The sequence below is a fragment of the Lapidilactobacillus dextrinicus DSM 20335 genome (assembly GCF_001436095.1).
Lineage (GTDB): Bacteria > Bacillota > Bacilli > Lactobacillales > Lactobacillaceae > Lapidilactobacillus > Lapidilactobacillus dextrinicus.
This window is the reverse complement of the sequence record NZ_AYYK01000001.1, coordinates 106292-132485: the sequence shown is the minus strand read 5'-3', so window position 1 is coordinate 132485 and position 26194 is coordinate 106292. Positions and strand designations below refer to the sequence as shown.

General features: G+C 39.9%; 29 protein-coding genes. 28 read left to right on the top strand and 1 reads right to left on the bottom strand.

Annotation, left to right across the window (positions count from 1 at the left end):
- Positions 1-41: 41 nt before the first annotated feature.
- From FC84_RS00650 to FC84_RS00640, 3 genes are all read left to right on the top strand, one after another.
- On the top strand, positions 42-833 hold the full coding sequence (locus tag FC84_RS00650; protein WP_057753818.1) for an alpha/beta fold hydrolase: 792 nt from the start codon (positions 42-44) through the stop codon (positions 831-833).
- 124 nt (positions 834-957) lie between these two features.
- The gene (locus FC84_RS00645) at positions 958-1848 is read left to right on the top strand and encodes a helix-turn-helix domain-containing protein (protein WP_225733079.1); all 891 of its coding nucleotides are present in this window, start codon (positions 958-960) and stop codon (positions 1846-1848) included.
- A gap of 113 nt (positions 1849-1961) precedes the next feature.
- Positions 1962-2963 (top strand): serine hydrolase domain-containing protein, encoded by a 1002-nt coding sequence (locus FC84_RS00640; RefSeq protein WP_057753815.1) that lies wholly within the window; start codon positions 1962-1964, stop codon positions 2961-2963.
- A gap of 98 nt (positions 2964-3061) precedes the next feature.
- Here the strand turns inward: FC84_RS00640 and FC84_RS00635 are convergent, their stop codons facing one another.
- Positions 3062-4408 (bottom strand): Mur ligase family protein, encoded by a 1347-nt coding sequence (locus FC84_RS00635; RefSeq protein ID WP_057753813.1) that lies wholly within the window; start codon positions 4406-4408, stop codon positions 3062-3064.
- 230 nt (positions 4409-4638) lie between these two features.
- Here FC84_RS00635 and FC84_RS00630 point away from each other — a divergent pair, with 230 nt between their 5' ends.
- The 25 genes from FC84_RS00630 to sufB all read left to right on the top strand — a co-directional run bounded on the left by FC84_RS00630 (position 4639) and on the right by sufB (position 26176).
- Positions 4639-5241: a thymidine kinase gene (locus FC84_RS00630; RefSeq protein ID WP_057753810.1), complete on the top strand. Its 603-nt coding sequence runs from the start codon at positions 4639-4641 to the stop codon at positions 5239-5241.
- Complete coding sequence (gene prfA / locus FC84_RS00625) at positions 5241-6335, top strand: peptide chain release factor 1 (protein WP_057753807.1); 1095 nt, start codon at positions 5241-5243, stop codon at positions 6333-6335. The genes FC84_RS00630 and prfA overlap by 1 nt, the downstream gene beginning before the upstream one ends.
- On the top strand, positions 6316-7161 hold the full coding sequence (gene prmC, locus FC84_RS00620; protein WP_083479478.1) for a peptide chain release factor N(5)-glutamine methyltransferase: 846 nt from the start codon (positions 6316-6318) through the stop codon (positions 7159-7161). Before prfA ends, prmC begins: the two co-directional genes overlap by 20 nt.
- Before the next feature lie 20 nt (positions 7162-7181).
- The gene (locus FC84_RS00615) at positions 7182-8222 is read left to right on the top strand and encodes an L-threonylcarbamoyladenylate synthase (RefSeq protein WP_057753804.1); all 1041 of its coding nucleotides are present in this window, start codon (positions 7182-7184) and stop codon (positions 8220-8222) included.
- Positions 8223-8371: 149 nt separating this feature from the next.
- Positions 8372-9610, top strand: a complete 1239-nt coding sequence (gene glyA / locus FC84_RS00610) for a serine hydroxymethyltransferase (RefSeq protein ID WP_057753801.1) — start codon at positions 8372-8374, stop codon at positions 9608-9610.
- A gap of 68 nt (positions 9611-9678) precedes the next feature.
- Positions 9679-10308 carry a uracil phosphoribosyltransferase gene (gene upp / locus FC84_RS00605; protein WP_057753798.1) on the top strand — a complete coding sequence of 210 codons (630 nt, stop codon included), beginning with the start codon at positions 9679-9681 and terminating at the stop codon, positions 10306-10308.
- 253 nt (positions 10309-10561) lie between these two features.
- Positions 10562-11275, top strand: coding sequence for a F0F1 ATP synthase subunit A (gene atpB / locus FC84_RS00600; RefSeq protein ID WP_057753794.1), 714 nt, complete (start codon positions 10562-10564; stop codon positions 11273-11275).
- 24 nt (positions 11276-11299) lie between these two features.
- The gene (atpE, locus tag FC84_RS00595) at positions 11300-11515 is read left to right on the top strand and encodes a F0F1 ATP synthase subunit C (protein WP_057753789.1); all 216 of its coding nucleotides are present in this window, start codon (positions 11300-11302) and stop codon (positions 11513-11515) included.
- 48 nt (positions 11516-11563) lie between these two features.
- Positions 11564-12082: a F0F1 ATP synthase subunit B gene (gene atpF, locus FC84_RS00590; protein WP_057753787.1), complete on the top strand. Its 519-nt coding sequence runs from the start codon at positions 11564-11566 to the stop codon at positions 12080-12082.
- Positions 12069-12620 carry an ATP synthase F1 subunit delta gene (gene atpH / locus FC84_RS00585; RefSeq protein ID WP_057753785.1) on the top strand — a complete coding sequence of 184 codons (552 nt, stop codon included), beginning with the start codon at positions 12069-12071 and terminating at the stop codon, positions 12618-12620. Before atpF ends, atpH begins: the two co-directional genes overlap by 14 nt.
- A 23-nt stretch (positions 12621-12643) precedes the next feature.
- Entirely contained in the window at positions 12644-14158 is a 1515-nt protein-coding gene (atpA, locus tag FC84_RS00580) for a F0F1 ATP synthase subunit alpha (RefSeq protein WP_057753784.1), read from the top strand.
- Between the two features lie 42 nt (positions 14159-14200).
- Positions 14201-15133 carry a F0F1 ATP synthase subunit gamma gene (locus FC84_RS00575; RefSeq protein ID WP_057753781.1) on the top strand — a complete coding sequence of 311 codons (933 nt, stop codon included), beginning with the start codon at positions 14201-14203 and terminating at the stop codon, positions 15131-15133.
- Positions 15134-15165: 32 nt separating this feature from the next.
- Positions 15166-16581: a F0F1 ATP synthase subunit beta gene (gene atpD, locus FC84_RS00570; protein ID WP_057753778.1), complete on the top strand. Its 1416-nt coding sequence runs from the start codon at positions 15166-15168 to the stop codon at positions 16579-16581.
- Between the two features lie 13 nt (positions 16582-16594).
- The gene (locus tag FC84_RS00565; protein WP_057753774.1) at positions 16595-17032 is read left to right on the top strand and encodes a F0F1 ATP synthase subunit epsilon; all 438 of its coding nucleotides are present in this window, start codon (positions 16595-16597) and stop codon (positions 17030-17032) included.
- 163 nt (positions 17033-17195) lie between these two features.
- The gene (locus FC84_RS00560) at positions 17196-17426 is read left to right on the top strand and encodes a DUF1146 family protein (protein WP_057753771.1); all 231 of its coding nucleotides are present in this window, start codon (positions 17196-17198) and stop codon (positions 17424-17426) included.
- Between the two features lie 14 nt (positions 17427-17440).
- Positions 17441-18766: a UDP-N-acetylglucosamine 1-carboxyvinyltransferase gene (gene murA, locus FC84_RS00555; RefSeq protein ID WP_057753766.1), complete on the top strand. Its 1326-nt coding sequence runs from the start codon at positions 17441-17443 to the stop codon at positions 18764-18766.
- 24 nt (positions 18767-18790) lie between these two features.
- Positions 18791-18976 carry a DNA-directed RNA polymerase subunit beta gene (locus FC84_RS00550; RefSeq protein WP_057753763.1) on the top strand — a complete coding sequence of 62 codons (186 nt, stop codon included), beginning with the start codon at positions 18791-18793 and terminating at the stop codon, positions 18974-18976.
- 11 nt (positions 18977-18987) lie between these two features.
- Positions 18988-19293 carry a membrane protein insertion efficiency factor YidD gene (gene yidD, locus FC84_RS00545; protein ID WP_057753760.1) on the top strand — a complete coding sequence of 102 codons (306 nt, stop codon included), beginning with the start codon at positions 18988-18990 and terminating at the stop codon, positions 19291-19293.
- A 3-nt stretch (positions 19294-19296) separates the two neighbouring features.
- On the top strand, positions 19297-19518 hold the full coding sequence (locus FC84_RS00540; RefSeq protein WP_057753757.1) for a DUF2969 family protein: 222 nt from the start codon (positions 19297-19299) through the stop codon (positions 19516-19518).
- A gap of 62 nt (positions 19519-19580) precedes the next feature.
- Positions 19581-20780, top strand: a complete 1200-nt coding sequence (locus tag FC84_RS00535) for an FtsW/RodA/SpoVE family cell cycle protein (RefSeq protein WP_057753754.1) — start codon at positions 19581-19583, stop codon at positions 20778-20780.
- Between the two features lie 233 nt (positions 20781-21013).
- The gene (gene sufC, locus FC84_RS00530) at positions 21014-21802 is read left to right on the top strand and encodes a Fe-S cluster assembly ATPase SufC (RefSeq protein WP_057753751.1); all 789 of its coding nucleotides are present in this window, start codon (positions 21014-21016) and stop codon (positions 21800-21802) included.
- Between the two features lie 11 nt (positions 21803-21813).
- On the top strand, positions 21814-23100 hold the full coding sequence (sufD, locus tag FC84_RS00525) for a Fe-S cluster assembly protein SufD (protein ID WP_057753749.1): 1287 nt from the start codon (positions 21814-21816) through the stop codon (positions 23098-23100).
- A complete protein-coding gene (locus FC84_RS00520; RefSeq protein WP_057753746.1) occupies positions 23069-24295 on the top strand; it encodes an aminotransferase class V-fold PLP-dependent enzyme in 1227 nt (408 codons plus the stop codon). Before sufD ends, FC84_RS00520 begins: the two co-directional genes overlap by 32 nt.
- Entirely contained in the window at positions 24292-24741 is a 450-nt protein-coding gene (gene sufU / locus FC84_RS00515; RefSeq protein ID WP_057753741.1) for a Fe-S cluster assembly sulfur transfer protein SufU, read from the top strand. The genes FC84_RS00520 and sufU overlap by 4 nt, the downstream gene beginning before the upstream one ends.
- On the top strand, positions 24734-26176 hold the full coding sequence (gene sufB, locus FC84_RS00510; RefSeq protein ID WP_057753738.1) for a Fe-S cluster assembly protein SufB: 1443 nt from the start codon (positions 24734-24736) through the stop codon (positions 26174-26176). Before sufU ends, sufB begins: the two co-directional genes overlap by 8 nt.
- Positions 26177-26194 lie beyond the last annotated feature (18 nt).

Genomic DNA, 26194 nt, shown 5'->3' with positions numbered 1-26194 from the left:
CTTAAAATTTTTAAGCGATTTTTATGTAAGAGGTATTATCAATGTTACTCTCGTTATCAACACAGCAACAAGTTTCGGTGAATCGATTTGGCAGTGGGGAACCTGTTGTTTTCGTGAATGGTTTTGGCAGTTACCAGGAAATTTGGCATGGACAAATTGAAACGGTCACTAAAGCCAACTTTGAAGCCATCACTTGGGATTTTCGTGGTCAAGGTCAATCACAAGGCCAGTATGCCACGACCTTAGATCAATTAAGCGACGATTTAGCGGCCTTAATTAATCAGTTACAGTTAGCAAAACCAATTTTAATTTGTCATTCAATGGGTTGTAGTGTGATTTGGAATTTACGTCAACGTTATCCTGAAATTAAGATCAAAGCGCTCATTTTAGTTGACCAGTCACCTAAAATGATTAGTGATCCTGACTGGCCGTATGGCTTTGTCGGCATTAATCAAAGTAATTGGCAAACCAGTTATGCTAAGCGGCCAAAGGTCAAAGAAACGTTAGCTGGTTTCCGCCAGGATGTTTTTGCTGTGTTTAATCAGGCTAAACAAGCGCATCCGTTTATTCGTGAAAAAGCTCTGCCGCTATTAAAAAATCATGTGCAAGCAGATTGGCGAGCAACAGCTATTGCCGAAAAGTGTCCGACTTATTTTATTTCGGCCCGGCAAAGTCCTTATTATCGTTTCGGTTATGGTAAGTGGGTGGCACAATCTAATTCACAGGTGACAGAAATTCTCGTGCCCAAGTGTGGTCATGATATTATGGCGGAAGTTCCTGATGCTTTTAATCATACCCTGCTTAATATTTTTACGGTCTTACGAGCTTATTAACTGGCTTTTAAGTTAGAAATATTTCGAGTGTGGGTATTTATTGTTAAGCGTGGTTATATTTTTATGGGAATAAGTTATAATATATTTAGATACATAGCGAATATATTGGCTGAGGTGAACGCTAATGATGAATATTGAAGTCTTTATAAAACAGCGTAAAGCGATGAAAATGTCCCAAACTAAAATTGCTGCAGGAATTTGTACACAAGCAACTGTTAGTAAGTTTGAGAATAATGGTAAGGTTCCTTCGCTAAATATTCTTAATCAATTATGTTCACGAATTGGCCTAACCGTTGACGATCTTTATAGTGATCCGGAAGTTTCCGTTGTGGCCTTACGTTATCAATTAGATGATATTGAAGATGCTTTAATGCGCGAGGATTATCGCTTTGCCGTTAAAGAATTAAAAAACGTTGATATTGATAAGATCGAAGCACCGCTGTACCAAATGCAATTTTATTATTTGCAGGGAATGATTCGGACGTTAACGAATCAAAAACTAGCCGATATTTTATTTGATTTTTCCCGAATTTTAGATGATCTTGATGAAAAACATCAGACTATTTTTACCCAACTGTCCTATTTAGGCTCCGGGATTTTATACCTAAGACATCGCCAAGAGGCTCGGGCAAAATTCTTCTTCAATAAAGTTATTGATTATTTGCAGCAGCCATTGACCGTCCCTGAACGAGAAGATGAAAAGAAGTTTTATTTACGCCGCCTAACCTTAATTTTTTTCTCAGCTGAATTTTTAAGCCAACAAGAGGAGCTTGCTAAAAGCAACGAATTGATTGAAACAGGCGTACAACTATGTGCAGCTGAACATTTGACTTATTATTTAGCTCGGTTAAAGTTTCTAGCATTGACGAATGCAATTGTGACTAATCAACCAGCGACTGACATTCAAAGATTGTATCAGGAAACTTTAGCTTTTGCGCGGTTAAATCGTGATGTGGTAACTGAATTAAAAACAGCGTCTTTAATGAAAAAGTGGCAAGCAACTATAGCTGACTAAATAAAACCACCAATAATTTTGATTATTGGTGGTTTATTTTTTAGGTACAACCGATTAAGGGAATATGTTAATTGGTTTGAAAAAATGCTAAGGTAATTTCATGAGGTGAGTTAATGTATCCACAAACACAACAATTATTACATGATTTAGTGACTCAAAAAATTGTTCCTGGGATTAGTTATGCACTAATTAATCGTTCTGAAGTGTTAACACAAACTTTTGGTTGGCGAGAGTTAGTTCCCCAAAGACGCCAGTTAACGCCAGGCTTGCAATATGATTTGGCCAGCTTAACCAAAGTGATTGGTACGACGACCGTGATTCTTCAATTAGTTGAAGCTAAACGACTATCATTGACTGATACTGTGCAACGATTTTTGCCAGAATTTCAAGATGAACGTGTGCAATTGTGGCACTTATTAACGCACACTTCAGGAATAGCAGGATTCATTCCTAATCGTGATCAATTACCGGCTGCTGAATTAAAAGCTGCCCTGTTAAAATTGCCGGTGACTAGTACCTTTGAACGAAAAGTTGTGTACACCGATATTGGTTTGTTATATTTAGGCTGGATTATTGAAGCCATTTATCAACAACCAGTTCAACAAGTTATGACAGAGCAAGTTTTACAACCGCTTCGCTTACATGATGCGACTTTTACGCCTGATCCAGCTCGTTGTGTGCCAACTAATACGCGTTACGGTCAATTACTACAAGGCATTGTTCATGATCCTAAGGCACGAGTTTTAGGGGAACATTGTGGTTCAGCTGGCTTATTTGCTTCTTTAACAGATCTGCAACAATTTGCTCAATGGTATTTGGGACAACGACCAGATCTGCCACAATTGATTTCGCGTACCTTCATTAAAAAACTATATGCTGATTATACGCATCATCAATTAGGACGGTCATTGGGATGGGATTTACGCTATCCACGTCAAGGGCAACCGCTGCTTTATCATACTGGCTATACGGGAACAATGTTGATGTTAGATGATGAGTTGCAACAAGGCTTAATTGTTTTAACTAATCGCGTTCATCCCCATGAACAAAACAGTGCTTTTTTAGATTGGCGTGAAAAAATTGCCCAACAATTTATCGCAGAGTTACCAAACTAGTTTACTTATCTAATTGAGATAATTTTGACTTAATCAAAATAACTAAAAAACTCTAAATCCAAATTCGGATTTAGAGTTTTTGTATTTAAGGCTTTATTTTAAAATCCAGCAGAAACGATACCTTGGGCTGCTAACTGTTTACGTAGTGCTAACATTGCAGTATAAGTGGTGAGGATATAGAGTTGGTCATCTGGCACTTGACCAGCTTTAGCAATAAAATCTGTTAATGAATCAGATGTGACAACTTGATCATCTTTAGCACCTGCTACTTTAAAGCGGAGTTGGATGTCTTTCATTCGTTCGCCACCAACGACAATTTCAGGAATATCGGCGAAAGGCAAACCTTCAAACTCGCCATCCCAAATCCAACTGGTATCCTTACCATCGGCTGCGTGAGCATTTAGCAAGAAGCCAAGTGAATAAGGATGAGGATCAGTCTTGATCAAATCAAACACTTGATTCAAACCAACAGGATTTTTAACTAAAATAATCGTTGCGCGTTTACCATTAAGTTTAATGACTTCTTGACGGCCAAAAACTTGTTCATCATAGTTAAAGGCATCGGCGATTTTGTCATGGTCAACCCCTAAGAAATTAGCCATTGTGTAAGCAGCCAAAGCGTTGTAGATATTATACATACCACCGACATGAACAGTTAAAGGCTGCTTATTAATAATAAAGTTAGAAAAAGTTGGTCGTAATTCTTGAACAGCTGTGACGGCATCTGTTAATTCAGGTCGACTAAAGCCACAATTAGGACAGAAATAATCGCCTAAGTTAGCATAAGTAATCATATGATAATGTAAAATATGATTGCAGACAGGACATAAGACGCCGTCTGAATTAAAACTAGCCCGTAGATCCTTATGCTGATCATCGTTATTGTCAAAACCATAGTAAATAGTCGGGTTAGGAAGTTTAACTGAGTGAAAAATTGGCGCATCGCCGTTAGCAATAACAGTTGCTTCTGGTGCTAATTTAATACCATCAAGAATTTTTTGATAGGTGGTATAAATTTCACCGTAGCGGTCCATTTGATCACGAAAAATATTCGTTAGTAGAAAAGCTTTAGGTGTTAGTTGTTCACAGACTGGGGCAACGTTAGCTTCATCAACTTCTAAGACAGCCAGTGGCCGTTTACCTTTTTTAGGTGCTGATAAAAATGATGTGACAATACCTTGAAGCATGTTAGAACCACTTGGGTTAGTCAGAACTTCATCGTATTGTTCATTAAGAATTTTTGTCAGCAAAGAAGTGGTCATCGTTTTACCATTGGTACCGGTAACGATGATAACGTCGTAGTCTTTGGCTAAATGACCAAGAATTCGCGGATCAATTCTTGTAGCGATTTTACCGGGGAATGAACTGCCACCGCTGCGGAAGTTATGCAGAAACCAGTAGCTGCTCTTTCCAACAAGGCTGGCAAAGGCGGCCTTTATTGACATAGTGATAACCTCGATCGTTTCAGAATTAGTACTGGTCTATTCTATCATACTTTGCAAGAGCTGAAAAATAGGGCTCAAAGACTGTATTGTTTTGCAATACTATCAAATCGATGCTATTTTAAATCCATGTCGCCAATTCGTAGCTTTTTACACTCTGATCAATTAATCTAGGCAATTAGTTGATTTTCGGTTATACTAAAAAGCGGAAATTAAAATCTGGAGGCAAAAATATGGCGCAACTATTTTTTCGCTACGGAGCGATGAATTCTGGCAAAACAATCGATATTTTGAAGATTGCTCATAACTACGAGGAAGAAAACAAATCAGTTTTGTTAATGACCAGTGGTGTGGATTCTCGCGATGGTGTGGGTTATGTTGCTAGTCGAATTGGCTTGAAGCGTAAGGCTGATCCTATTTTTGCTGAGACGAATTTATTCGATAGGGTTAAGCAAACCAATCCCGATGCTTCATGTGTATTAATTGATGAAGCACAATTTTTGGAGAAGCATCATGTTTTGGAAGCAGCACAAGTTGTTGATGAGTTGCACATTCCCGTGATGACCTTTGGCTTAAAGAATGATTTTCGTAATGAATTATTTGAAGGTTCTAAATATTTGCTGTTATACGCAGATAAGATAGAAGAAATCAAAACAGTTTGCTGGTTCTGCCACAGAAAAGCAATTATGAATCTGCGAATTAACAATGATCGACCAGTTTATGAAGGTGACCAAATTCAAATTGGCGGCAATGAATCTTATTATCCGGTTTGTCGTGAACATTACAATCATCCATTATTGAATAATATTGATAATTCTTTGGAAGGAAGCAACTAATGGATAAAATTTTAGCTCAATTAGATGGGTTAATTGATCGCTATGATGAATTAACTGAAATGATGGCCGATCCCGAAGTCATCGCTGATACGAAGCGTTACTTAGAAGTTTCTAAAGAGTCAGCAAGCATGACCGATATTGTCAGCAAGTACAAACGTTATCGTGAAGTCATTAAAGAAATTGCTGAGAACGATCAAATGATGCGCGAAAGTGACGATAAAGAATTAGCCGATTTGGCAAAAGAAGAATTGGCTGATTTAACTGTCGAGCGTGATCAACTTGAAGACGAAATTAAATTAATGATGGTTCCTAAAGACCCTAACGATGATAAAAATATCATCATGGAAATTCGCGGCGCTGCTGGTGGCGATGAAGCGTCATTATTTGCTGCAGACTTATTGGATATGTATCATCATTATGCTGAACGTGAAGGTTGGCATTTCGAATTAATCGATGAGAACCGTACTGAAGTCGGTGGCTTTAAGTCAGTAGCAGTCATGATTACTGGTGAGAACGTTTATTCTAAATTAAAGTATGAAAATGGTGCTCACCGGGTTCAACGCGTCCCCGTAACCGAATCACAAGGTCGGGTACACACCTCAACCTCAACCGTTGCGGTTATGCCTGAATACGATTCAGTTGATATTGATATTGATCCTAAAGATATCCGAGTAGACGTTTATCGTTCATCTGGTGCCGGTGGTCAGCATATCAATAAGACCTCTTCAGCAGTACGAATGACTCATATTCCTTCTGGTATTGTCGTTGCGATGCAAGACCAACGTTCACAACAACAAAACCGAGAAAAGGCCATGCAAATTTTGCGTGCGCGGGTTTATGACTACTATGAAAGTCAAAACCAAAGTGAATATGACGCTAGCCGTAAATCTGCGGTCGGAACTGGGGATCGTTCAGAACGAATTCGTACTTACAACTACCCACAAAACCGTGTGACCGATCACCGAATTGGTTTAACTTTAAATAAGTTAGACCGAATTATGAATGGTGATCTCGGTGAAGTAATCGATGCATTAATTGTTTCGGATCAAACGAAGAAGTTGGAGCAAATCTCTGATGAAGCCGACCAACTATAAAGAGGCCCTGGATTGGGCTTTTTTGCTATTACAAAAAGCAGATCGTGATCCGGAAGCAGCTGAATATGTTTTATTAGAACGGCAAGATTGGCGTAAAACAGATTTATTATTAAATGAACGCCGCCCAATGCCTGAATCTGTTTGGCAGCAATTTGAACAAGATGTTGCCCAATTAAAAACAGGTTTACCGGCACAATATTTACTAGGTTATGCTTGGTTTGCTGGCTTAAAACTAAAGGTTAATCAAGCCACCCTAATTCCGAGGCAAGAAACAGAAGAATTGGTTAGTTGGATTGGTGAAGTCTATCCGGCAACGACGTCTTTGCGAATTTTAGATATTGGCACAGGTAGTGGCGCAATTGCTTTAGCGTTAAAGCAACATTTCCCTAATAGTACTGTTGTAGCAACGGACATTAGTAACGCTGCCTTAACCGTTGCTCAAGAAAATGCGACCAATTTACAGCTACCTGTCACCTTTTATCAAGGTGATTTGTGGCAAGCCTTGCCGGCATCTGAAACTAAGTTTGACGTGATTGTTTCTAATCCGCCATACATTGCCACAGATGAAAAAAAGGTCATGGACTATTCAGTCTTGAATTTTGAACCACAAACGGCTTTATTTGCTGACCATCAAGGTTTAGCAATTTATGAACGACTGGCTGTTGAGGTGGCACATTATCTCCAACCACAAGGTAATTTGTTTATGGAGTTTGGTTATCAACAAGCACTAGCAATTAAAACAATTTTTCAAAATGCCTTACCACAGCATCAAGTTGAGATTCGCCATGACTTGGCTGATTGGCCACGCATGGCAAGGGTATATTAATTTATTTTGAGGCGATTATGATGGAAACAAAAATTTATCAACAAAAAGACATTCCCGAAGCGGCCCAAGCATTACGTGCTGGGAAGTTGGTGGCTTTTCCAACTGAAACAGTTTATGGATTAGGTGCGGTCATCAATAATGAAGCATCCGTGCACCAGGTTTACGCAGCTAAGGGTCGTCCTAGCGATAATCCGTTGATTGTACATGTTGCTTCACCAGAAATGGTTTGGCAATATGCTAAGCCTAATGATTTAGCAGTAGAGTTAATGACTAAATTTTGGCCGGGTCCGCTGACAATTATTTTGCCACTACAACCAGGTAAGTTATTGTCAGCTGTGACTGGTGGATTAGAGACGGCTGCTTTTCGAATGCCTAATAACGCAGCAACTTTAGCCTTAATTGAGGAGACGGGGATTCCTATTGTTGGCCCCTCAGCTAATACTTCTGGCAAACCCAGTCCAACCTTAGCAGAACATGTTTATCACGACTTAAATGGCAAAATTACTGGCATTTTAGATGATGGTCCAACTAAAGTTGGCTTAGAATCAACGGTGGTTGATTTAAGTATTAAACCTGCGGCTATTTTACGACCAGGTTATTTAACGGCTGCTGATTTAACACCGATTTTGGGTGAAGTGGAAACAGAAATGCATCACGTTGCCGCTAATGAAGTTCCCAAGGCACCAGGAATGAAATATAAGCACTATGCACCTAATGCGCAAGTGCTGATTGTGCAACCAGATCAAGATTTCTCAGCAGTAGTTGCAGAAACTTTACAGCATTATCCCAAGAAGTTTGGGGTGCTGGCTTTTGACCAACAACTAGCCAAACTTCCTCAAGCTGAACGTTTGGACACTTATTCATTAGGAACAGACGTTAGTACTGGCGGTCATCAATTATTTGCCGGTTTACGTGACTACGACTTGCAGCCTGAAATCAAGTTAATCTTGGCGGCTGGTGTCCCTGAAACTGGCTTAGGAATTGCTTATATGAATCGCTTAAAGAAAGCCGCTGGTGGCAAATTCTTTACGACGGGAATGGATTTACAAGCGGATCTTTAAAAATAAATTATAAAAAAGTCAGCAACGAATTTTGTTGCTGACTTTTTTGTTACTCGTGAATTATTGTTTAACGAAATGACCTGATTTGGGTATTTATTTTCGAATTGTTGGTAAATTTGGGTATAATAGGCACATGAGGAGGTCTGCCAATGACATTTGTAGAAAAAGATCAAGAAGTATGGCGTGCCATTCATCAAGAAGAAGCACGACAAAAGCAGAACATTGAACTAATTGCTTCTGAGAATATTGTTTCCGAAGCAGTACGGCGTGCACAGGGCAGTGTGTTAACCAATAAATATGCGGAAGGTTATCCAGGACATCGTTTTTACGGTGGCTGTGAATATATAGATGAGGTAGAAACTTTAGCAATTAACCGCGCTAAAACATTGTTTGACGCTGAATATGCTAATGTACAACCACATTCTGGTTCACAAGCTAATGAGGCAGTTTATCGGGCGTTATTAAAACCTGGTGATCGAGTTTTGGGTATGGATTTAACAGCAGGTGGCCATTTAACTCATGGCTCACCAGCTAACTTTAGTGGTAAAACCTATGAGTTCCATAGTTATGGGGTTAATCCAAATACAGAACAGTTGGATTATGATGAAATTGCTAAAATTGCCAACGAAGTGCAGCCCAAATTAATTGTCGCTGGTGCTTCAGCATATAGTCGGACTATCGACTTTGCTAAATTTCGTGAGATTGCTGATCAAGTTGGCGCATTGTTAATGGTTGATATGGCTCATATTGCTGGGTTGGTCGCTGCTGGCGTTCATCCTAGTCCAGTTCCTTATGCGGATGTAGTTACGACTACAACCCATAAAACATTACGCGGTCCCCGTGGTGGCATGATTTTAGCCAAAGAAAAATATGGCAAAGCTTTAAATTCAGCGGTCTTTCCTGGCACTCAAGGTGGTCCGTTAGAACACGTGATTGCAGCTAAGGCGATTGCGTTAGGTGAAGCTTTACAACCTGAATTCAAAACTTACGCACAACAAATTGTTAAAAACGCCCAAGCCATGGCTGAAGTTTTCAATGCTAATTCAACGCTGCGGTTAGTTTCAGGCGGAACGGATAATCATTTATTATTGCTTGATGTCACTCAAACTGGTCTTTATGGTCGTGATGTACAAGAATTAATGGATCAAGTTCAGATTACTCTAAATAAAAATACAATTCCGTTTGAACAAAACGGGCCTTTCAAAACTAGTGGTGTACGGATTGGCACACCAGCGATTACAACGCGGGGTATGAAAGAAGCAGATGCACGTAAAGTTGCTGAATTGATTATTGCCGTTATTGAAAATCGAGATAATCCAGATAAAATTACCGCACTTCACCAAGAAATAAATGCGTTTGCAGAAAGTTTTCCCACAAATTGGTCTTAATCTGGTGGAATTTTCAGGCCAACTAGCTTATCATTGATATGGTTTAAAATTTGAAAGGTGGCAAAAATATGGGGAAATTTACCGTTTTGAATCATCCACTGATTCAACACAAATTGACAATCATTCGTGATAAGTCAACTGGTACTAAGGTTTTTCGCGAAGTCGCAAATGAAATCGCGGAATTAATGGTTTATGAAATCACGAGAGATTTACCTTTGGCTGATGTTGAAATCGACACGCCAATGGGTAAGACAGTTCAGAAGCAATTAGCTGGAAAGAAATTAGCTGTCGTGCCAATCTTGCGTGCAGGATTAGGTATGGTTGACGGTGTTTTACAGTTAATTCCTGCTGCAAAAGTCGGACATATTGGCATGTATCGTGATGAGGAAACATTGGAGCCACATGAATATTTTGTTAAGTTGCCGCCAGATATTGATCAACGTGACTTGTTCATCGTTGACCCAATGCTTGCAACTGGTGGTTCAGCTAACATGGCAATTGATGCACTCAAGAAACGCGGTGCTAAAAACATGCGCTTAGTTGTCTTAGTAGCAGCTCCTGAAGGTGTTCGTGCTGTTCAAGAAGAACATCCTGATGTTGATATTTATGCAGCTTCCTTAGATGAACGCTTAACTGATAATGGTTATATTTTCCCTGGTTTAGGTGATGCCGGTGACCGTTTATTTGGTACTAAATAGTCTAGTTTGTACAGATTTTTTCAGTAGCTAATCACGTATTTTCATTAACTAGTCAATCAAGTGATTTACGATAATATTATTGGTAAATTAGGCTTTGGCTAGCTTAGAAAGTTAATGATAAAATTTGACTTTCTTTGACGTTGATCAGTCGTTAAATATTTTCACAAAATTCCTTTGAGTTTTACATTTGATGGTGCTAGTATGGAACTTGTGCATTTGAGACTAGGTCTTTAGACCGGGAAGGAGGCGCGCTTTGGAGAGCAAGTATCAATACCTAACATTCTTAGGCCTTCGCTTTAATCTCGCAAACTGTCTATCAATTTTGATCACAGCTATCTTGGTGTTCTTGTTTGTCTTTTTACTCTCAAGAAAACTCACACTGAAACCGGGAAAGGGACAGAATGTCTTAGAGTATTTGATTGATTTTACCAATGGAATTGTTAAATCGATCATGCCGGGTGATGAAGGCAAGCCATTTTATATCTATATTTTTGTGTTATTTACATTTATTCTATTCTCAAATATGATCGGACTATTCTTCCAAGTTCGAGTAGGCGGTTTTACTTTCACCAAATCACCAACGGCAGATCCGATGGTAACAATGCCATTAGCAATGGTGACTTTATTGATGTCACATTACTTCTCAGTTCAAAAGTTTGGCTTCAAAGGCTACATTGGCAACTACGTTCGTCCAGTTGGCTTCTTGTTGCCAATTAACTTGATCGAAGAGTTCACTAACTTCTTAACGTTATCATTGCGACTTTATGGTAATATCTATGCCGGTGAAGTTTTAATCGGTTTGCTGATTATGGTTGCTCAAAGTATGGGACTCGTCAGTGCCGTCATTGCTGCACCAATGACAATGATTTGGCAAGGGTTCTCAGTCTTTATCGGTGCGATCCAAGCATACGTATTTTCTATATTATCTTGTGTTTATTTCTCACGTAAATTAGAGCGTGAAGAATAATAATATTTAGGAGGAATTATATCAATGAGTAAATTTATCGCCGCAGCAATTGCCGCAGGTCTTGCTGCCTTAGCTACTTCTTATGGTAACGCGAAAGTTATTTCTAAGACTGTCGAAAGTATGGCACGTCAACCAGAACTTGCTGGCCAATTAAGAAGTACAATGTTCATCGGTGTCGGCTTGATTGAAGCCGTTCCTATCTTGGCTATTGTCGTTGCCTTCTTAATCCTCTTTGTCTAAGACCGAGAGTATTTGTATTAACAATCTTAGAAGAAGGGAGCGTTATTCATGGCGAATGGATTAGTCATTGCTGCAGGTGCTAGTTTAGGCGACTCGTTGTTTTTGATTGTCACATTTATCTTACTATTGATCTTAGTTAAGCATTTCGCTTGGGGACCAGTTGTGAAGATGATGGATCAACGTGCTAAAAAGATCTCTGATGATCTTGATGGCGCAGCAACTTCTCGTCAACAAGCAGAAAAAATGGCTGCACAGCGTCAATCAGAATTGAAAAATTCTAAGTCTGAGGCATTGCAAATTGTCAATACGGCCAAAGAAAACGGCGAAAAACGTCGTCAAGAAATTCTGACTGCTGCTCAAAATGATGCTGCTGCCGTTAAGGTAAAAGCACGTGAAGATGCAGAACAAGCGCGTACTGAAGCATTGAATAGCGCACGTAGTGATGTTGCCCAGATTTCTGTAGATATTGCTGAAAAGATGATCGGCAAAGAATTAAATGCAGCAGATCAAAAAGACTTGATTGATTCATATATTAAGGGGTTGACGACTGCTGATGAAACTAGATAATTTTACTGTCGGTAAGCGTTACGCCAAAGCTCTTTTTGAGTATGCGACTGAACAACATATTTCAGACGATATTTATACTGAATTATTAGCTTTACGACAAGTATTTACTGATAATCCGGATTTAGGCAACATTTTAACTGATTCACGTTTAGATTTAAATGAGAAACGCGCTATCTTAGCTGTTTTGAAACCGAACTTTTCGCAAACTTTGCAAGACTTCTTGCAATTAGTTTTTGATTATCGGCGGATGTATGATCTTCAATTCATTATCGATGAATATGAAGTGCTCTACGATAAGGCTAATGGCCGTGTAGAAATGACAGCAACAACTGCAGTACCAATGACTGACGAGCAAATCGAAAGTATTGGTGCCGCTTATTTGAAACGTTTCTCAGGTAAAACGGCAACGGTCACTAATGTGGTTAAACCCAGTATCATTGGTGGCGTTGTAATCGATGCACAAGATCGTCGAATTGACGGTAGTGTGAAGACAAAGCTGAATCAGGTTCGTGAGTTATTGGCTCAGCCATTGAAATAAGATAGAAAAGTGAGGTGAATCGGTTGAGCATCAAAGCTGAAGAAATTAGTGCATTAATTAAACAACAATTAGCTAATTATCAAGATCAACTTAAAGTTGATGAAGTCGGTACTGTAACTTACGTTGGTGATGGTATCGCACGTGCACATGGCTTAGATAATGTCATGTCTAGTGAGTTACTAGAATTCTCTAACGGCTCTTATGGTATTGCCCAAAACTTGGAAACTAATGATGTTGGTATTATCGTTTTAGGTCGTTTTGACGATATTCGTGAAGGCGATACAGTTAAACGTACTGGACGAATCATGGAAGTGCCTGTTGGTGAAGAAATGGTTGGTCGTGTTGTCAATCCTTTAGGACAACCCGTTGATGGTTTAGGACCAATCCACACTACTCGTACGCGTCCAATTGAATCCCCAGCCCCTGGTGTTATGCAACGCCAGTCAGTTACTCAGCCTTTACAAACAGGTTTAAAGGCAATCGATGCCTTAGTACCGATTGGCCGTGGTCAGCGTGAGTTGATCATTGGTGACCGTAAAACAGGTAAGACATCAATTGCAATTGATACAATTCTTAACCAAAAGGGACAAAACACAATTTGTGTCTATGTCGCAATTGGCCAAAAGGAATCAACCGTTCGGACACAGGTTGAAACCTTACGTAAATTTGGTGCTTTAGATTACACCATTGTCGTTGAAGCAGGTCCTAGTGAACCAGCTCCTATGTTATATATTGCCCCTTATGCCGGTTCAGCAATGGGTGAAGATTTCATGTATCGTGGCCAACACGTTTTAATCATCTTTGATGATTTGACTAAACAAGCCGCTGCTTATCGTGAAATATCCTTGCTGCTCCGTCGTCCGCCTGGTCGTGAAGCATATCCTGGTGATGTTTTCTACTTGCATTCACGTTTGCTTGAACGTTCCGCTAAACTAAGTGACGATCTTGGTGGCGGTTCAATGACAGCTATGCCAATTATTGAAACACAGGCTGGCGATATTTCAGCATATATCCCAACTAATGTTATTTCAATTACAGATGGTCAGATCTTCTTGGAAGCTGATTTGTTCTATTCTGGTACACGTCCAGCCATTGATGCCGGTAACTCGGTTTCTCGTGTTGGTGGTGCCGCTCAGATCAAAGCAATGAAGAAGGTCGCAGGTACATTACGGACTGACTTGGCTTCTTATCGTGAATTGGAATCATTTGCGCAATTTGGTTCTGATTTGGATGAAGCAACGCAGTCTAAGTTAAATCGTGGTCGTCGTACGGTTGAAGTTTTGAAGCAACCATTACACAAACCATTGCCTGTTGAAAAGCAAGTTATTATTCTTTATGCCTTAACAAGAGGCTATTTAGATACAGTACCTGTTGATGACATTGAACGTTATCAAAATGAACTATTTGATTTCTTTGATAGTAGCCACGCTGACTTATTGGAAACAATTCGGACAACTGGTAACTTGCCTGATGAAGATGCTTTAGCAGCAGCTGTTAAGGCTTTTAGTGAAAGTTTTACACCTACAGGCAAAAACTAATCAAATCGTTTCAATCATAAGTTAGCAAGGAGTGGTGAATAATTGGCTGAATCGTTAATTGATATTAAGCGGCGAATTGCCTCTACTAAGAACACTGAGCAAATTACCAGTGCGATGCAGATGGTTTCCGGCGCAAAGCTGATCAAACTAGAGCGTAAGTCGCAAAATTATCAAGTTTACGCCCAAAAAATTCGTGAGATCGTCACCCATCTTGCAGCTAACAAAGTTTTGGAACTAGCAGCGATGCGTCAACATGCCCAAACTAAAACTGGTACAACTGTCGAAGATGTTCTTTCATTGAACAATCTATTAGTTGAACGTCCAGTTAAAAAGACTGGGTATTTGGTTATTACTAGTGATCGTGGGTTAGTTGGTGGCTATAACAGTAACATTTTGCGTTCTGTTATGGACATTTTAGATGACCATAAAGATCCTAAAGAACATGTTGTAATGGCTATTGGGGGAACGGGTGCTGACTTCTTTAAGGCTCGTGACGTTCAATTAGCTTATGAATACCGTGGTGTTAGTGATATGCCAACTTTTAATGAAGTGCGGGAAATTGTTAAAACAATGGTGACTATGTTTGATGACGGTGTCTTTGATGAACTATATGTTTGTTATAATCACCATGTCAATTCATTATCATCAGCTTTCCGTGCTGAAAAAATGTTACCTATCACTGATTTAGATACTGATCAAGTTCAAAATTCAGAAGCAACTGAATATTTAGCTGATCCATCTGTTGATGCAGCCTTAAATGCAATCTTACCGCAATATGCAGAAAGTTTGATTTTTGGTGCAATCATGGATGCTAAAACTGCTGAACATGCTTCGTCAATGACCGCAATGAAGAGTGCAACGGATAATGCCAATGGCATGATTCGCGATCTTTCCATTAAGTTAAACCGAGCACGTCAGGCACAAATTACAACAGAAATCACCGAAATTGTTGGTGGCGCTGCTGCTCTAGAATGATAAATTTTTAAAGATGGGAGGAATTAAGACGCATGAGTGTTGGTCATATTGTTCAAGTTATCGGACCAGTTGTGGACGTTGAGTTCCCACTAGACGAAAGCTTGCCTGACATTAATACAGCATTAACAGTGACGAAGTCTGATAATACGACAATTGTTCTTGAAGTTGCGCTTGAACTTGGCGATGGCGTAATGCGAACAATTGCCATGGAATCAACTGATGGCTTGCAACGTGGCACTGAAGTTAAAGATTCAGGCGGCCCAATTTCTGTACCAGTTGGTAAAGAAACCTTGGGTCGAGTCTTTAACGTTTTAGGTGATACGATTGATGCAGGACCTAAATTCCCAGCTGATTTTCCACGCGAAGGCATTCATAAGCCTGCGCCTAAATTCCAAGATTTAAGTACAAGTTCAGAAATTTTGGAAACTGGTATCAAAGTTATCGACTTACTTGAACCATATATTCGTGGTGGTAAAGTCGGATTATTCGGTGGTGCCGGTGTTGGTAAAACCGTTTTGATCCAGGAATTAATTCATAATATTGCCGAAGAACATGGTGGTATTTCTGTCTTCACTGGTGTCGGTGAACGTACTCGTGAAGGTAACGACCTTTACTTCGAAATGAAAGAATCAGGCGTTTTGGAAAAAACAGCCATGGTTTTCGGTCAGATGAATGAGCCGCCTGGTGCTCGTATGCGGGTTGCTTTAACTGGTTTGACTATTGCGGAATACTTCCGTGATGTTGAAGGTCAAGATGTATTGTTATTCATTGACAACATCTTCCGTTTCACTCAGGCCGGTTCTGAAGTATCTGCATTGTTAGGTCGGATGCCATCAGCCGTTGGTTACCAACCAACCTTGGCTACAGAAATGGGTCAATTGCAAGAGCGAATCACTTCAACTAAGAAGGGGTCTGTTACTTCAATTCAAGCTATCTATGTACCAGCCGATGACTATACCGATCCTGCGCCAGCAACAACATTTGCTCACTTGGATGCGACAACTAACCTTGATCGTAAAATCGTTGAGCAAGGTATTTATCCTGCCGTTGATCCTTTGGCAAGTTCTTCAAGTGCCTTGGATCCAGAAATTGTTGGTCAGGAACATTATCAAGTTGCAACAGAAGTTCAACATGTTTTACAACGTTATCGTGAATTGCAAGATATTATTTCTATCTTAGGTATGGATGAATTATCTGATGACGAGAAGGTCTTAGTAGCCCGTGCTCGTAAGATTCAATTCTTCTTATCACAAAACTTCTTCGTTGCCGAAGCCTTTACTGGTCAACCTGGTTCTTATGTACCAGTTGAAGATACAGTTGCTGGTTTTAGAGCAATCTTAGATGGTGAATATGATGACATGCCTGAAGATGCTTTCCGTAGTGTTGGTAAGATTGAAGAGGCTGTTGCTAAAGCTGAAAAGATGGGTTACCATCATCAAAGCAAATAGGGAGGCATGAGTGATGGCGGAAAATACCAAAAATGTAGTGACCGTTAATATCGTAACGCCCGATGGTGTTGTTTACGACCATCATGCTAACTTACTTGTGGCGTGTGCAATTGATGGCGATTTAGGTATCATGGCTAACCATGAACCGATTATCGCACCTTTAAAGATTGGTGAAGTACGTGTTAAGCGGACTGATGATCCTAATCACGAAGACGCAATTGCCGTGAATGGCGGTTTCTTGGAAGTTAACAACAATATTGCGTCAATTGTTGCCGATAGTGCAGAACGTGCGCGTAATATTGATGTGACTCGTGCTGAGCAAGCGCGTGAGCGTGCTCAACAGAAGATCAAGGCTGCTGAGGCTAAACATGATACTGATGAAATTGCTCGTGCACAAATTGCTTTGAACCGTGCAATCAATCGGATTAATGTTTCTAAACATCGAGGATAATAGCAACTCAAAAAAGATGGGCGATTTTCGCTCATCTTTTTTTATGTTTAATAATCTTTACACTTTTAAATTTCATTATTTTTTTGCTAAAAAGTCAGGTTGACGGTAAAATAAGGGCTAGATATGGTAGACTTAACATTAAAATACTTTCGGAGGCATGTGCATGAACTCTGTTAATTTACAGGCACTGTTTACAATTCTAAGCCATTTATTCTTTGTTTACTTAGCTTATTCTGCCTTGTCCGTCGTTCGTTTTGATGTTTTTTTCCATAGTCATCAAGAAAATAAGACGCGGATATTAAAGTTATTTCTAGCCATTGCGTTAGGTTATACGGTTAGTTCGTTCTTATTAGCTGTCATTACGAGTTTACAAAACGTTTTGTTTAGTTATTGATAAAGGGGTTCAGAATGGAAGAAATTATTATTAATGGCGGTCATCGTTTGACCGGTTCTGTCAGAATCGATGGTGCTAAGAATGCTGTTTTGCCGATTATGGCAGCGGCTTTATTGGCAGGTGAGGGTGTTAACCAAATCGAAAACGTACCATTGTTAGCTGATGTTTTAACAATGCGTTTAGTTTTAGAGGCGTTAAATGTTCATACTGAATTTGATAAACGCGATCGGGTTTTAATGATTGATGCAACAGGCCGACTTTCTGAAGAAGCACCTTTTGAGCTGGTTTCAAAAATGCGTGCCTCAATTGTAGTTTTAGGACCGTTATTAGCACGTTTAGGTAAGGCCAAAGTGGCAATGCCAGGCGGCTGTGCAATTGGTTCTCGCCCAATTGATTTACACTTAAAAGGATTACGCCAATTAGGTGCTAAAATTACGCAGAATAACGGCTTTATTGAAGCTGAGGCTAGCAAATTAATCGGCGCGCCGATTTATTTGGACTTTCCTAGTGTTGGTGCAACTGAAAATATTATGATGGCTGCTGTATTGGCAGAAGGCACTACTTATATTGATAATGCTGCTCGTGAGCCAGAAATTGTTGATTTAGCTATTTTCTTGACGAGTATGGGTGCTAAGATTACCGGTGCGGGGACAGAAACCATTAAAATTGTTGGTGTTTCTAAATTAAATGGTACAATTCATCCAGTCGTTCAAGATCGTATCGAAGCTGGTACTTTTATGGTAGCAGCTGCAATCACGCAAGGTAACGTCTTGATTAAAGATGCGATTGCCGCTCATAATCGGCCTTTAATCTCTAAGTTATTAGAAATGGGCGTTACGATTGATGAGTTACCAGAAGGTATTCGGGTTGTTGGGCCAGAGAAGTTACAACCAGTTAATGTGAAAACGATGCCTCATCCTGGTTTCCCGACTGATATGCAACCTCAAATGACGATTGCACAACTGATGGCGGATGGAACAAGTTTGATGAATGAAACGGTCTTTGAGAATCGGTTTATGCATGTCAACGAGTTACGCCGGATGAACGCGCAAATCGAGATTGAGGGTAACACGGTCTTGTTACATGGACCAGCAGAATTAAATGGTGCGCCTGTTGAAGCAACTGACTTGCGCGCGGCTGCTGCCTTAGTGCTGGCTGGTCTAGTTGCCGATGGTGAAACACGAGTTAGCAAATTAAACTATTTAGATCGTGGTTATTATTTATTACATCAGAAGTTAAGTCAGCTTGGCGCAGATATTCGGCGCAGTGACGTGGCTGAAGATGGTGCTGAGCGGCCTATTTTAAACGTCGTTGGTAATAATGTTTCCGCACAAAATTAATGTGTGAATAGTCGGAGTGATAAAATGAGATTTAAATTTAGTGGTTCATATGCAGGCTCAGCTTTAAAAAAAATAGGCTGGCTGATTATTGCGATGGTTGTTGCCTTATTAATTGGCGCAATGATTGGCTATGCGGTTTCCGGCGCAGGTAATCCGCTAACCGTTTTTGCACCAAAAACTTGGGAGCATATTTTGGATTTCTTGCGTTAGAGGCGAAGTGAATGCAGAAATTTTTCGTTTGGTTGATTCGTGGTTATCAGAAATATATTTCGCCCTTATCACGCCCACATTGTCGCTACTATCCAACTTGTTCGAATTATATGCTACAAGCTATTGAGAAACATGGACCACTAGCTGGTATAACGATGGGAACGGCGCGGATTTTACGTTGTAATCCATTTGTGCGTGGTGGTTTTGATCCTGTTCCTGAGCATTTCACAATTTTTCGTAATCCACATCCAGAGCGTTATGAAGATGAGATTATCGCAGCAAAGTTCCACCCAGATAAAGTAAAAAGTAAGGAGTAATACATGGCAAAGCAATTAGATCCAATTCAAGTAAAACTCGTCGACCAAGACGAAGGACATTGGGAATTACAAACAACTAAAGGTCAAATGATTGGCCGCATTGTTGCTGAAAACAAGCGCTTTTTGAGTTATTTTGGTGCCGACAATGGCAATCCTGGCCGTCATAAGACGCTTAGTGAAGCAACTCAAAGTTTGTTGATGACATATAATTTACACCAACACTAATCATGATGTTGCCTAATTAGGCTTATCGTTTTTTAAATTGAATGATCAAAGGTAGGTTAGTAATGCCAGCTAAAAAACATTCGTGGAGTGGAAATACCGATCGCGTTGATTATGGTATTCTTTTATCGATCCTGATATTAGCTATTTTTAGTATTATGTCGATTTACGTGGCAACGGTTCATGACACTAGTCCAACTAGTACACCACTACGAGCAGTTGTGATGCAGCTAGCCTGGTATGCAATCGGTGGTATTGCCGTGATTATTATCATGCAATTCGATGTCGCCCAGCTATGGAAAATTGCACCATATGCTTATGGACTGGGTATTATCTTGTTAGTTCTGGTGTTGTTTAAATATGACCGTCAACGGGCAATCGCTAACGGCGCTAAAAGTTGGTTTGCGATTGGTAGTTTTACCTTTCAACCTTCAGAAGTGATGAAACCAGCCTTTATTATTATGTTAGGGCGCGTCGTGACGCAACATAATGCCAAACTTGAACACACAATTCGTAATGATTTTATTTTATTGGGTAAAATGTTAATTTGGACATTACCTGTATTAGTTCTTTTAAAATTACAAAATGATTTTGGGACCATGTTAGTTTTCTTAGCGATCTTTAGTGGCGTGGTTTTGGTCTCTGGTATTAGTTGGAAGATATTAGCGCCAGCAATTATCGGTGTTGCTTTAATTGGTGGTCTCGCCATCTTATTAGTGACAACTTCTTGGGGCCGAAGCTTACTAGGATTAGTTGGTTTTCATGCCTATCAATTTGATCGGATTAACAACTGGCTTAATCCGTCACAAGATACTAGTAATAGTGGCTATCAATTGTGGCAAAGTATGAAAGCTATTGGTTCAGGTCGTATGACTGGCCGCGGCTTTAACGTTTCTAAAGTTTATGTTCCGGTTCGCGAGTCAGATATGATTTTCTCAGTCATTGGTGAGAATTTCGGCTTCATTGGTGGTTGTTTCTTAATCTTGGTTTATTTCATGTTAATTTATCAAATGATTAAGGTGACTTTTGACACTAAAAATGAATTTTATGCTTATGTATCAACTGGTGTTATTATGATGATCTTGTTCCACGTTTTTGAAAATATCGGGATGAGTATTGGTTTGTTACCACTGACTGGTATTCCGTTACCGTTTGTTTCACAGGGTGGTTCGGCGTTATTGGGTAATATGATTGGTATTGGGTTAATTATGTCCATGCGCTATCATTACAATAGCTATATGTACAGCAGAGTTAATCATCGTTAAATAAAAAGAGTCATAACGAAATTTATTTCGTTATGACTCTTTTTAATTTGGCTTGTTGGCACTTAAATTTTTTTATTAACCAGCACGAATTATTGAGAATTTTCTAGGTAAATAAATTTTAGATAATAATCATTCTAATTAACGACTGACGGTTGCAATTGATTTTAGCCAGTAATAGAATTAGGTGGTTATATAAAATAGTTATATTTTAAACTGAATGGCGAGGTAAATTAATGGCAAACTTAACAATTAAAAATCTTCACGTGCGTGTTGATGATGAAAGTGAGCACAAAGAAATCCTCAAGGGTGTGAACTTATCAATGAATACTAATGAAGTTCATGCGATTATGGGTCCAAACGGGACCGGTAAGTCGACCCTTTCTGAAACAATTATGGGGAATCCCCGTTACACCATTACTGAAGGCGACATTATTTTAAATGGTGAAAGTTTATTAGGCAAACCCGTTGATGAACGCGCTCGTGCCGGACTCTTTTTAGGTATGCAATATCCCGCCGAAATCATGGGCGTTACCAATGCTGAATTTATGCGTTCAGCTATTAATGCGCGTCGTCCGGAAGATGATCCAATTTCAGTACGGACTTTTATTAAGGAATTAGACAAGAATCTTGAATTGTTAGACATGAATGAAAAAATGGCAGAACGTTATTTAAACCAAGGATTCTCTGGTGGTGAAAAGAAGCGTAACGAGATTTTGCAGTTATTGATGATCAAGCCAACTTTCGCTATTCTTGATGAAATTGATTCTGGTTTAGATATCGATGCTATGAAGGTTGTGGCTAAGGGTGTTAATTCCATGCGTGGTGCTGATTTTGGTGCCTTAATTATTACTCATTATGAACGTTTGCTGGATTATATTACCCCTGACGTTGTTCACGTGATGATGGGTGGTAAAGTTGTTAAATCTGGTGATGCTAGCTTAGCAACGAAGCTAGAAGAAGAAGGCTATGCTGGATTACGTGATGAGTTAGGCCTTGATGTTAAATTAACGGATGAAGATTAGAGGTGAGTTCTGTGAAAAAACAGCCTTTTACAACTGAAGCTAACTTACAAGCTTTCAGTCAAGCTCATCACGAAACTGCCGCAATGTCTGCTATTCGAACGACTGCTTTTCAACAATATTTAGATCTACCATTAGCAGAGTTCCCGAAGATTAACTATCGTCGTTGGCCATTGTACGAAGGGCAACCCTTTACTGAAAGTTCAGCATCAAACGGTCAACAAGAGCCAGTTACGGCAATGATTGATCAGCAAGGTGTCCAACCAGCAACGATCCAATTGTCTCAAGAAGCTCAAGCAGCTGGTGTTATTGCACTAGATTTTTTTAAAGCTCAAGCGCAATATCCAGAATTATTTGCCAAGTATTATATGACTTTAGCGTTAAAAGCAGATGCTCATCGTTTAGCAGCCTATCATGCAGCCGCAGTTAATAGTGGTGTGTTGATCTATATTCCCAAAAATGTGAAATTGACCGAACCACTTACTTTGAATTTCCAACAAGATACAACCACTGGACAAACTTATGTCCATCATGTTTTATTAGTTGCCGGTGAAAACAGTGACGTGACGATTCTTGAGAGTCGTCAATCGGATCATAAACAAGCAATTAGCGCTAATCTTGTTGAAGAAATGATTCTCGAAAGAGATGCTCATGTTCACTTCACAGCCATTGACCGAATGCAAACCGTTGCTTATTTAGCGAGACGAGCTTATTTAATGAAAAACGCGCGCTTGGATTGGGCGTTAGGTCTGATGAACGACGGCGATATTTTAGCTGACTTTAACACAGATTTAATTGGTGAAGGGAGTCACGCAGAATTTAAAGCCGTTGCCATTGCGACTGGTAGTCAGTTACAAGGTGTAACCACCCGCATTACCAATTATGGTCAACATACTGAAGGTAATATTTTGCAACACGGGGTTATTTTGTCAGATGCCACTTTAATTTTTAATGGCATTGGGCATATCGTTCGTGGTGCTCGAGATTCAGATGCGCAACAAGAAAATCGTGTCTTGATGTTATCACGAACAGCTCGTGGAGACGCCAATCCGATTCTCTTGATTGATGAAAATGATGTCCGGGCTGGGCATGCGGCTTCAGTTGGTCGTGTTGATCAAGCACAAATGTATTATTTAATGAGCCGCGGTCTGTCTAAAGATGTAGCAGAACGTTTGGTTATTCGTGGTTTTCTAGGTTCTGTTTTGGCTGAAATTCCTTCAACTGAAGCACGTGATGCCTTAAAGAATACCATTGAAAGGAAGTTAATTGATGGTCAAAAACATCGCGACAGCGCGGAATGATTTTCCCATTCTTAATCAACAAATTAACGGTGAGCCCTTAACTTATTTAGACAATGCGGCTACCACCCAGAAACCTCAAGTTGTAATTGACGCTTTAACACACTATTACGAAACAGATAACGCTAATATTCATCGTGGTGTTTATACCTTGGCAGAGCGTGCTACTGAGGCTTATGAAGGTGTACGTCAGCAAGTGGCTAACTTTATCAATGCCCAAACTGATGAAGTTATTTTTACTCGTGGGACAACCACGAGTTTAAATTGGGTCGCCTTAGGTTTTGCTCGTCAGCTACTACAACCCAATGATGAAATTATTATCACTGTAATGGAGCATCACAGTAACTTAGTGCCATGGCAACAAGTGGCGCTACAAACTGGTGCGAAATTACGTTATATCGAAATTGACGAACATGGTGAATTAGATTTAACACAGTATGGTGAACTTTTAAATCCTAAAACTAAATTTGTGGCGTTTACGCATGTTTCTAATGTTTTAGGAACAATTAATCCAGTTAAGCAAATGACTAAAATGGCGCATGACGTTGGCGCCTATGTTGTGATTGATGGTGCTCAAGCGGTGGGGCATTTTAGTGTAGATATGACAGATTTAGATTGTGACTTCTATGCTTTTTCTGGACATAAGGTCTATGGCCCCACAGGTATTGGTGTTCTTTATGGTAAGCGCGAACTGTTAGCTGAGATGAATCCAGTTGAGTTTGGCGGTGAAATGATTAATCTTGTTGAACGTCAGACGACGGATTTTAAACCTGCTCCAGCAAAATTTGAAGCAGGCACGATGCCAATCGCTCAGGCAATTGGTTTAGGCGCAGCGTTAGATTATCTTACTTCACTTGGTTGGTCAGCAATTGAAGAACACGAACAGTCATTAGTGACAGCAGCGTATCAGCAATTAAATAAGATTGACGGACTAACGATTTATGGTCCCGCAGCAGGTCCAACCCGGTCAGCTTTAATTACCTTTAATTTAAATGGTGTCCATCCTCATGATGTGGCAACTGTTTTGGATACGCAAGGTGTTGCGGTTCGCGCTGGTCATCATTGTGCCCAACCATTAATGCAGACGTTAGGTGTTTCTGCCACCACTCGTGCTAGCTTTGGCTTGTATAATAATTTAGCTGATGTTGAGCGTTTGATTGCAGCACTTGTTGAAACAAAGGAGTTTTTCCAAGTATGAATTTAGGAAATTTAAGTGATCTTTACCGACAATTAATTTTAGACCATGCTCAACATCCACACCATCACGGTGAATTAGCCAGTGCCGATCAAACCGTCACGTTAAATAATCCCACTTGTGGTGACGTGATTAAATTACAGGTGGAGCTAAAAGATAATCAAGTTGCTGATCTGGCATTTAGTGGCGATGGCTGTTCAATTTCTCAAGCATCAGCGAGTATGATGACGGACTTAGTCAAAGGACAGTCCCTTCCAGAAGTACAACACGAAATTGCGACATTTTTAGAGATGCTAATGGGCAATAATGATGCCGACGAAGATGTTGATGCATTAGGAGATGCAGCTGTTTTGGCAACAGTTGTTAAATTCCCTGCTCGAATTAAATGTGCCACTTTAGCCTGGAAAGCCTTAGAACAAGCAATTGGGGAGGCCAATAATCATGAGTGAAGCTAAAACAAAAAATACTAAAAATAACGAAGAATTAGAAAATACCGTCCCTGATCTTGGTGAAGACTACGATTATGGTTTCAGCGATGATGTTCAACCGATTTATTCCACAGGTCGTGGCCTAACAGAAGCAACGGTTCGAGAAATTTCAGCAGAAAAAGATGAACCAGAGTGGATGTTAAATTATCGCCTTAGAGCTTATCGCACTTATCAAAAAATGCCCATGCCAGATTTTGGCCCGGATTTATCTGACTTAGATTTGGATCACATGTTGTATTATCAAAAGGCAACCGACCGTCAGTATCGAGATTGGGAAGATGTGCCTGATACGATTAAAAATACTTTTGACCGACTTGGCGTACCAGAAGCAGAACGGAAATATTTGGCTGGTTCTTCCGCTCAATATGAATCAGAAGTTGTCTATCACAATATGCGTGAAGAATTTGAAAAATTAGGCATTGTCTTCATGAGTACTGACCAAGCACTTAAAGAATACCCAGAGATTGTTAAAAAGTATTTCGGAACCTTGGTTCATATGAATGACAATAAATTTGCAGCATTGAACTCGGCTGTTTGGTCTGGTGGTACGTTTATTTATGTGCCCAAGGGTGTTAAGACGGATATTCCGATTCAATCCTATTTCCGGATCAATGCCGAAAATTCTGGTCAGTTTGAACGGACATTAATTATTGTCGACAAGGATGCCAGCGTAAATTATGTTGAGGGTTGTACAGCACCTAATTACTCATCAGATAGTTTACATGCGGCAGTTGTGGAAGTCTTCGTCGAGGATGACGCTTATTGCCGTTATACGACGATTCAAAACTGGTCGAAGAATGTTTATAGTCTAGAGACTAAACGTGCTCAGGCGATGAAAAACGCCACAATGGAGTGGGTTGATGGTAATCTTGGTTCTAAAACAACCATGAAATATCCTAGCGTTTATTTAGATGGTGAAGGCGCTCGGGGAACAATGTTATCGATTGCCGTTGCTGGTGAGGGCGTTATTCAAGATAATGGTGCGCGGATGATTCATGCAGCGCCTAATACTTCAAGTTCCATTGTTTCTAAGTCCATTTCTAAAGATGGTGGCGCAGTTAACTATCGGGGGACTGTTCGCTTTGACCGCGATAGTGATGGTTCGTTTGCACACGTTGAATGCGATACAATTCTAATGGACGAACGTTCAACCTCAGATACAGTACCATTTAATGAGATTTTGAATGGTAACGTGGCGATGGAACATGAAGCTAAAGTTTCCAAGATTTCTGAAGAACAACTTTATTATTTAATGAGTCGTGGTATTCCGGAAGCCAAAGCGACAGAAATGATTATTATGGGCTTCGTTGAACCATTTACTAAAGAATTACCAATGGAGTACGCCGTTGAATTAAATCGTTTGATTGCCTACGAAATGGAAGGTTCAGTTGGTTAAAACTAAAAAAAGCGCAAT